The following is a 7,996-nucleotide window of genomic DNA, read 5'->3' on the forward strand; positions in this document are numbered from 1 at the left end:
GCCACCTCGGCGGTAGGTTGGCGCGGTAGGTTGGCGCGGTAGGTTGGCAGTGTGACGCCCACCTTTGCCGACCTCGCCAAGTCGCAATACGTACTGCTGACCACGTTCACCAAGGACGGCCGGCCCAAGCCGACGCCCGTCTGGGCCGCGGCCGAGGACGACCGGCTGCTGGTCATCACGCAGGAGAAGTCCTGGAAGGTCAAGCGGATCCGCAACACCCCGCGGGTGACGCTGGCTGCCTGCGACATGCGCGGCAACCCGAAAGGCGAGGCCGTCGAAGGCATCGCGGCCGTCCTCGACAAGTCGCAGACACCCGCCGTCTACGACGCGATCGGCAGGCGCTACGGCATCGTGGGCAAGGTGTTCAATCTGTTCAGCAAGCTGCGCGGCGGCATGCAGAACAACGTCGGCCTCGAGCTCAGGCCGGCCCAGAGCCCGCTGCCCGGATAGCTAGGTCTGCGACGCCGCTGCCAGGTGCTGACGGAAGAAGGAGAAGACCCGGCTCCACGCGTCCTCGGTGGCGGCCTGGTCGTAGCCGAAGCCGCTCACGCGGAGCAGTGGCTGGGCGGGAAGCTTGTTGGCGAAGCTGTGTCCGGCGTGGGGGTACACCTTGATGTCGGCGGTCAGTCCCTTGGCGTCGGCCGTTGCGCGCAGGCGGGCCGGCGCGCCGACCCCGAGCGGGTCGCGGGCGCCGAAGCTGGCCACGATCGGGCATGCGCCGTCCAGCGTCTCGCCGAGATGGCGCGGCAGCGGAGTGCCGTAGAACGGTGCCGAGGCGCCGAAGCCGCTGGACGCCATCACCAGTGCGAACTGGCCGCCCATGCAGAAGCCCGCGATGCCGACCGGGCCGGTGCACTCCGGCATGGCCTGCAGGTGGTCGCGGGTGGCCAGGATGTCGTCGAGGGAGCGGCCGCGCTGCGTCAGCACTTCCCGGATGACCCGGGTGACGCAGCGGGCGCGGCCACCCCGGGCGTACAGATTCGGGGTGACCGCCACGTACCCCGCCCGGGCGATCCGGTCGTTGATCGCCTCCTTGTCGGGGCCGTAGCCGAACGCATCGTGGATCACCACCACGCCGGGCCAGGGGCCGTGCCCCGGCGGAAGGCTCAGCAGCGCGTCGATCGGTCCGTCGGGGGTGTCGATCTCGATCGTTGTCATAACGTCATCTAAGCGCAGCCGCGCTGTTCGCCGACGGGGAACTGCGGCCCGCCCCGCGGACGTTGGCCTCACATGCTGTGGCGGTTGTTGCTGATATATGCCGGCGTCGAACTCGCGGCGGTCATCGCGCTGGTGTCGACGATCGGGTTCGGTTGGACCGTGGTGGTGTTGCTGGCCACCTTCGTGCTCGGGTGGGCCCTGGCGGTGCCGATGGCGGGGTCGCAGCTCATCCACCGGGTGGGGCAGCTGCGGTCCGGGCCGGGGGAACCGCAGCGTGCGCTGAGCGACGGCGCGCTGCTGACGCTGGCCACGGGCCTGGTCGTCGTCCCGGGGCTGGTCACGACCACGTTGGGGGTCCTGCTTCTGGTGCCCGGAATCCGGGCCGTCGCCGGCCCCGGTCTGGCCGCGGTGACGATGCGTGGTCTGCAGCGGCGCGTGCCGCTGATCACCACCGTCGCCTGGGGGGCCTTCGCGGGCGGCGCGCGCCGTCGCCGGGCGAGCGACCGACGCGACTTCATCGACGGCGAGGTCATCGACGGCACCGAGGGTGAGCCGCCCACCTTGCCGCACGCCCCGACGGCCGGTGCACCCCGACAGCGTTCCTCGCAAGGCCCGTACTGATCCAGCCCGTACTGATCCAGCCCGTGCTGATCCGGCCCGTACTGAACGCCCGCACCGCCCGCCGCCACCCGCCGGTTGGCTAGGTTTGGCTGGTGACCAAGCTGCTGGTCAACGGCCGGGTGCATAGCCCGACCCATCCGGGGGCCACCGCCATGGCGGTGCGCGGCGATGTCGTCGCCTGGCTGGGCAGCGACGCGGTCGGCCGCGAGCAGTTCCCGGACGCCGCCGTCGAGGACCTCGACGGCGGGTTCGTCGCACCGGCGTTCGTCGACAGCCATGTCCACCTCAGCGCGACCGGCCTGACGCTCAGCGGCCTGGACCTGCGGGCGGCCACCTCGCGCGCGCAGTGCCTGAAGATGGTCGGCGACTATGCGGCCACGCACCCCGGCGCGCCGGTGTGGGGGCACGGCTGGGACGAATCGGCGTGGCCGGAGAACGCGGCCCCCGGCACGGCCGACCTCGATGACGTGCTCGGCGATCGGCCCGCCTACTTGGCGCGCGTCGACGTCCACTCCGCCCTCGCGTCGACCGCGCTGCGCCGGCTGGTCCCCGGCCTGGCCGCGGCCGCCGGGTTCAGCCCCGAGCGGCCGCTGGCCGGCGACGCCCATCACCTGGTCCGGGCCGTCGCCCGGGGCCTGCTCACCGACCCGCAGCTGGCCGGGGCGCGGGCGGCCGCGCTGCGGGCCGTCGCCGCGTCCGGGATCGTCGCCGTGCACGAATGTGCCGGCCCCGAGATCGGCGGCCCCGACGACTGGCTGCGGCTGCGCGCGCTCGACGAGAACGTCCGGGGTGTCCGGGGTGTCGAGGTGATCGGCTACTGGGGCGAGGCGGTCACCACCCCGGCGCGGGCCCGCGCGTTGGTGCAGGAGACCGGCGCCCGGGGGCTGGCCGGCGATCTGTTCGTCGACGGGGCGCTGGGGTCGCGCACCGCCTGGCTGCACGAGCCCTACGCCGACGCCCCTGACCGGGTCGGCAGCTGCTACCTGGACCCCGATGCCGTCGAGGCGCACGTGCGGGCCTGCACGCAGGCGCGGGTCACGGCCGGCTTCCATGTCATCGGGGATGCGGCGGTCGCGGCCGTCGTCGCCGCGTTCGGGGCGGTCGTCGACGACCTCGGTGTGGTCGCCGTCGCCCGTTGCGGGCATCGCCTCGAGCACCTGGAGATGGTCACCGCCGAGCAGGCGGCAAAACTGGGCGCCTGGGGCGTCATCGCCAGCGTCCAACCCCAGTTCGACGCGCTGTGGGGCGGCCCCACCGGCATGTACGCGCGGCGGCTTGGTGCCGAGCGAGGCAGCCGGCTCAACCCGCTTGCGCTGTTAGCATCCCAAGGCGTGCCCCTCGCCCTCGGTTCCGACGCCCCGGTCACCGGCCTGGACCCGTGGGCAAGCGTCCGCGCGGCGGTCAACCATCGCACCGCGGGCAGCGCACTCTCGCCCCGGGCCGCATTCGCCGCCGCGACTCGCGGGGGCTGGCGGGCGGGCGGGGTGCTCGACCCGTTGGCGGGAACCCTGGTGCCCGGTGCGCCGGCGTCGTACGCCGTGTGGGACGCCGCGACGCTGGACACCCCGGCGGCGCGGGACGGCGTCCAGCGCTGGTCCACCGACCCGCGTTCCCGGGTTCCGGCGTTGCCGCGCCTGGGCCCCACCGACCCCACGCCGCGCTGTCGGCAAACCGTGCACCGGGGCGCTGTGATCCATGGCTAGGCGCTGGTTCGCCCGTAACGCGCGCCCGGCCGCCGCGGGCGGGACCGTGCCGGCCGACGAGGAGCCCGCGGCCGGTCCGGGCGCCGACGACACCGCGTCCGAGCCGGCGGTGCCGCCGGAACCGCCGCCGGCGGAGGACGAGCCCGCCGGTCCGCGGCCGGCCGCACGGCTGGCCGCCACGACGCGCCGCGCCGCGGTGCGGCTGGCCGCCGTGGCGCTCGCCCGGCTGCCCGCCGTTCGGGCCGCGCTGCGGCCCCGGCTGGCCCGGTTGCTGCTCGCCGTCGCGGGCGGCCTCCTGCTGTGCGCCAGCTTCCCGCCACGGAACTGGTGGTGGGCCGCCGTCGTGGCCGCCGCGCTGCTGGCCTGGGTGCTCACGCACCGTGCCACGTCACCCGCGGGTGGCTTCGGCTACGGATTCCTGTTCGGGCTGGCGCTCTACCTGCCGCTGCTGCCGTGGATCAGCGCTCTGGTGGGCGCCATGCCCTGGCTGGTGCTGGCAATCACGTGTGCATTGTTCCCGGGCTTGTTCGGATTGCTCGCCGTCGTGGTGCGCCGGCTGCCCGGCTGGCCGATCTGGTTCGCGGTGCTGTGGTCGGCCCAGGAGTGGTTGAAGGCCAACTATCCGTTCGGCGGCTTCCCATGGGGGTCGGTCGCGTTCGGCCAATCCGACGGGCCGTTCCTGCCGTTGGCCCGGCTCGGTGGGGTGGCGCTGCTCTCGACGGCGATCATGCTGGTGGGCTTCAGCGCGGCGGCGATCGCACGGGAAATCGTCGCGTGGTGGCCGCGCGGCGGCCGGCCGCGAACCCACGGCCGCGGCGAAGCCGACCGGCCGCCCGCCGTCGTGTTGCCCGGCGTGTGCATCTGCGTGGTGTTCTTCGCCGCGGTCGCGGTCTGGCCCCAGGTGCGCCATGCGGGGACGGGAGCGGGCGGGGAACCCCTGGTCACCGTCGCGGTGGTGCAGGGCAACGTGCCGCGGCTGGGTCTCGGTTTCAACGCGCAACGACGCGCGGTGCTGGACAACCACGTCCGGGAAACGCTGCGGCTGGCCGAGGACGTGCGGTCGGGGGTCGCCCCGCAACCCCAGTTCGTGATCTGGCCGGAGGACTCGTCGGACATCGATCCGCTGGTCAATGCCGACGCCGCCCAACAGATCGCGAAAGCCGCCACCGCGATCCACGCGCCGATCCTCGTCGGCACCGTGCTCGGCATCCCGGGCCGCCCGCCCGATGACCCCGCATATACCAACACCGTGATCGTCTGGAACCCGGTCACCGGACCGGCCGACCGCCACGACAAGGAGATCGTGCAACCGTTTGGTGAGTACCTGCCGATGCCGTGGCTGTTCAGGCACCTCTCCGGGTACGCCGGCCTGGCTGGCCACATGGTGCCGGGCCGCAGCAGCGGCGTCGTCCACATCGGCGGGGTGCCGCTCGGGGTGGCGACCTGCTGGGAGGTGATCTTCGACCGGGAGCCGCGCGACGCGGTCCTGCACGGCGCCCAGTTGCTGGCCGTGCCCAGCAACAACGCCACCTTCAACAAGACGATGAGCGAGCAGCAGCTGGCGTTCGCCAAGGTTCGGGCCGTGGAGCACGACCGATACGTCGTGGTGGCCGGCACCACCGGGGTCAGCGCGATGATCGCCCCGGACGGCGGCGAGCTGGTGCGCACGGACTTCTTCGAGCCCGCCTACCTGGACGTGCAGGTGCGCCTCAAGACCAAGCTGACGCCAGCAACCCGGTGGGCTCCGCTGCTGCAATGGATTCTGGTCGCGGTGGCCGGAGCGGTCGTCCTGGCCGGGATACGGCACAATGGGTGGTTCCCGCGTCCGATACGGCTCAGGTCCAGACCGGTCGAACCGGACGACGACGCACCGCCCGACGAGGGCGGTTCGGATACTTCGCAGGATCCCCCGCCCGATGACGGCGGCGACCAGGTCCCGCCCGCCGAGGGCGGTGACTCCACTCCGCTCCACCGGAGCGGGCGACAACCGCGTTATTTCGGGCGACACAGAGGAGCTCAATGACTACCGCCCAGCCGGGGCCGCATGCCCCGGGCAGCCATCCGAGCGAGCGCACGCTGGTGATCATCCCGACCTTCAACGAGCGGGAGAACCTGCCGCTGATCCACGAGCGGTTGAAGAAGGCGTGCCCGGGAGTGCATCTGCTCATCGTCGACGACAGCAGCCCCGACGGCACCGGCCAGCTCGCCGACGAGCTGGCGGCCGCCGATCCCGGTCGCACGTTCGTGCTGCACCGCACCGCCAAGGACGGTCTGGGCGCCGCCTATCTGGCGGGCTTCGCCTGGGGTCTGAGCCGGGATTACTCGGTGCTGGTGGAAATGGACGCGGACGGCAGCCACGCACCCGAACAGCTGCACCGCTTGCTGGACGCCGTTGACGCGGGTGCCGACCTGGCCATCGGCTCGCGCTACGTCGACGGGGGGACGGTACGCAACTGGCCGTGGCGGCGGTTGGCGCTGTCCAAGACGGCCAACACCTATTCGCGGGTGGCGCTCGGCGTCGGGGTCCACGACATCACCGCCGGCTACCGCGCCTACCGCCGCGAGGTCCTCGAGGCCGTCGAACTCGACCGGGTGGAGTCGAAGGGCTACTGCTTCCAGATCGATCTGACCTGGCGTACCGCGTGCAACGGCTTCGTCATCGTCGAGGTGCCGATCACCTTCACCGAACGCGAACTCGGCGTGTCCAAGATGAGCGGATCCAACATCCGCGAGGCGCTGGTCAAGGTCACCCGCTGGGGGTTGGAGGGGCGGACGGCACGCGCCCGCGGGACACGCGCACCCGAGCGCGCCTGACGGCCCCCGCCGCCCGGGCGGTCAGCCGCGGCGGCGCGACCTGATCAGCTCGAGCCGCTCCTTGAGCAGTTCTTCGAGTTCTTCGACGGAGCGGCGCTCCAGCAGCATGTCCCAGTGGGTGCGGGGCGGCTTGACCTTCTTCGGCTCGGGCAGGTTGCCCTCGATCAGGGTGCCTTCCATGCCGTTCCGGCACATCCAGGTGCCGGGGATGTCGGCGTCGTCGGCGAACGGGACTTCGAACTCCTCGCCGTTCTCGGTGCGGTAGCGGGCGATCTGACGCGGCGCCAGGTCATGGTTGCGGTCGGTCTCGTAGCTGACGGCGCCGAGGCGACTACCCCGCAAGACTCGATCAGCCATTGGTGCTACTCCTTTGGACCTCTGAGCTCTCGTACGCTCTGTGGTGGCAATTTCTTCGGATGTCTGTTCGTATGGCAAACGTTGCGACGACCCGGGCAGTTCCCCGGGGCCCGGCGCGGGTGCGCGCGACGCGGCCTCTGATGATACCCGCATAGCGGCCCGACAAGCGTTGAGCGGGTTAAAGTCGCAGGCGTGACCCGCCGCGCCCGCCCCCAGCCATGCCGCTGGTGTGGCCGGGACGTCGCCGATGCCGGGATGGGCCGTCGTCGCCAGTACTGCCGGCAGTCGTGCCGGCAGCGCGCGTACGAGCAGCGGGCCTTGCTGAGCCGCGCCGGGGGCGGCGCCGTGCCCGAGGACGCGGTGGTCCTGTCGGCGGAGGATGCGGCGGATCTGTCCGATCGGGTCTACCAGGTGCGATGCGCGGCCGAGGACGTCGCCACCGCGCTCGACGAGGGTGCCGGGGCAACGGAGCTTCGCGAGCTGTGCGCCAGGCTGGTCGGGGCCGCCCGCGCCGCCGACGGCTGGCGCAGAGTGGGGGCCTGACCGTGTCCTGTCGCACCGGTGCGCGAGTGGCCGCGTGAGCCCCCGCTGTCGCCGGCCGGGTACAGTCGCGCCATGGACGGCGCGCCGATCACGTCCCCGTTTCCCGGGGTCAGCGGGACAAAGCAGGCACCTGGCCCGCCGGCGCGCGCCCTCGCATGCGCTCGCAGGTCGCCTTCCACAGGTCGATGCCGGTCCTTCGCGAGAAGCCGGGAGTATCGGACGTTTTGAAATCCTGCCGGAGTTGGCCATACTCACCAGCGAACTTGGGTCGGAGAGCAGCACGACGCTGGTCGAATAGACCACGACATCGCGTCGCTGGGCAGCTCCCGTGACTCGGCGAGAGCCGCCTCCGGCGGGCCACAGCCACCAATAGGTGAGGGTTAGGGCGAGGGACAGTACATGGTTGATCAACTTCAGCATGCGACCGAGGCGCTGCGTAAGGCGCTGGGTCAGGTTGAACGCCTGAAGCGCACCAACCGCGCGTTGCTGGAACGGTCGAGCGAGCCGATCGCGATCGTCGGGATGTCGTGCCGCTTCCCGGGCGGGGTCGACACCCCGGAAGACCTGTGGCAGATGGTTGCCGACGGCCGCGACGTCATGTCGGACTTTCCCACCGACCGCGGCTGGGACCTGGCCGGATTGTTCGACCCCGACCCCGACGCGCGGCACAAGACCTACACCCGCACCGGTGGGTTCGTGGAAAACGTGGGCGACTTCGATCCCGGTTTCTTCGGGATCGGCCCCAGCGAGGCGCTGGCCATGGACCCCCAGCAGCGGCTGTTCCTGGAGTTGTCGTGGGA

Annotated in this window: 7 protein-coding genes and 1 pseudogene; 6 read left to right on the top strand and 2 right to left on the bottom strand. The window is 72.0% G+C overall.

Annotation, left to right across the window (positions count from 1 at the left end; genetic code table 11):
• Nucleotides 1-51 precede the first annotated feature (51 nt).
• Nucleotides 52-450 carry a PPOX class F420-dependent oxidoreductase gene (locus FPZ47_RS16885; RefSeq protein ID WP_144948738.1) on the top strand — a complete coding sequence of 133 codons (399 nt, stop codon included), beginning with the start codon at nt 52-54 and terminating at the stop codon, nt 448-450.
• Here FPZ47_RS16885 and FPZ47_RS16890 read toward each other — a convergent pair whose 3' ends face one another.
• The gene (locus tag FPZ47_RS16890) at nt 451-1,158 is read right to left on the bottom strand and encodes a dienelactone hydrolase family protein (protein ID WP_144948735.1); all 708 of its coding nucleotides are present in this window, start codon (nt 1,156-1,158) and stop codon (nt 451-453) included.
• 72 nt (nt 1,159-1,230) lie between these two features.
• On the opposite strand from FPZ47_RS16890, the gene FPZ47_RS16895 reads away from it, so the two are divergent.
• The 3 genes and pseudogenes from FPZ47_RS16895 (at nt 1,231) to lnt (ending at nt 6,296) form a co-directional block, all read left to right on the top strand.
• Nucleotides 1,231-1,779, top strand: a complete 549-nt coding sequence (locus FPZ47_RS16895; RefSeq protein ID WP_144948732.1) for an FxsA family protein — start codon at nt 1,231-1,233, stop codon at nt 1,777-1,779.
• A 152-nt stretch (nt 1,780-1,931) separates the two neighbouring features.
• Nucleotides 1,932-3,482 carry an amidohydrolase gene (locus tag FPZ47_RS16900; protein ID WP_144948899.1) on the top strand — a complete coding sequence of 517 codons (1,551 nt, stop codon included), beginning with the start codon at nt 1,932-1,934 and terminating at the stop codon, nt 3,480-3,482.
• A pseudogene (gene lnt, locus FPZ47_RS16905) lies at nt 3,475-6,296 on the top strand (apolipoprotein N-acyltransferase). Before FPZ47_RS16900 ends, lnt begins: the two are co-directional and overlap by 8 nt.
• A 21-nt stretch (nt 6,297-6,317) precedes the next feature.
• On the opposite strand, the gene rbpA reads toward lnt, so the two are convergent.
• Nucleotides 6,318-6,653: an RNA polymerase-binding protein RbpA gene (rbpA, locus tag FPZ47_RS16915; protein ID WP_144948725.1), complete on the bottom strand. Its 336-nt coding sequence runs from the start codon at nt 6,651-6,653 to the stop codon at nt 6,318-6,320.
• 192 nt (nt 6,654-6,845) lie between these two features.
• Here rbpA and FPZ47_RS28940 point away from each other — a divergent pair, with 192 nt between their 5' ends.
• Together FPZ47_RS28940 and FPZ47_RS16925 are read left to right on the top strand one after the other, a co-directional pair.
• Entirely contained in the window at nt 6,846-7,196 is a 351-nt protein-coding gene (locus FPZ47_RS28940; protein WP_144948722.1) for a hypothetical protein, read from the top strand.
• A 399-nt stretch (nt 7,197-7,595) separates the two neighbouring features.
• Nucleotides 7,596-7,996, top strand: a 401-nt coding sequence (locus FPZ47_RS16925; RefSeq protein ID WP_281291803.1) for a beta-ketoacyl synthase N-terminal-like domain-containing protein, incomplete at its 3' end; no start/stop codon positions are given.

This window comes from Mycobacterium helveticum, assembly GCF_007714205.1.
Classification (GTDB): Bacteria; Actinomycetota; Actinomycetes; order Mycobacteriales; family Mycobacteriaceae; genus Mycobacterium; species Mycobacterium helveticum.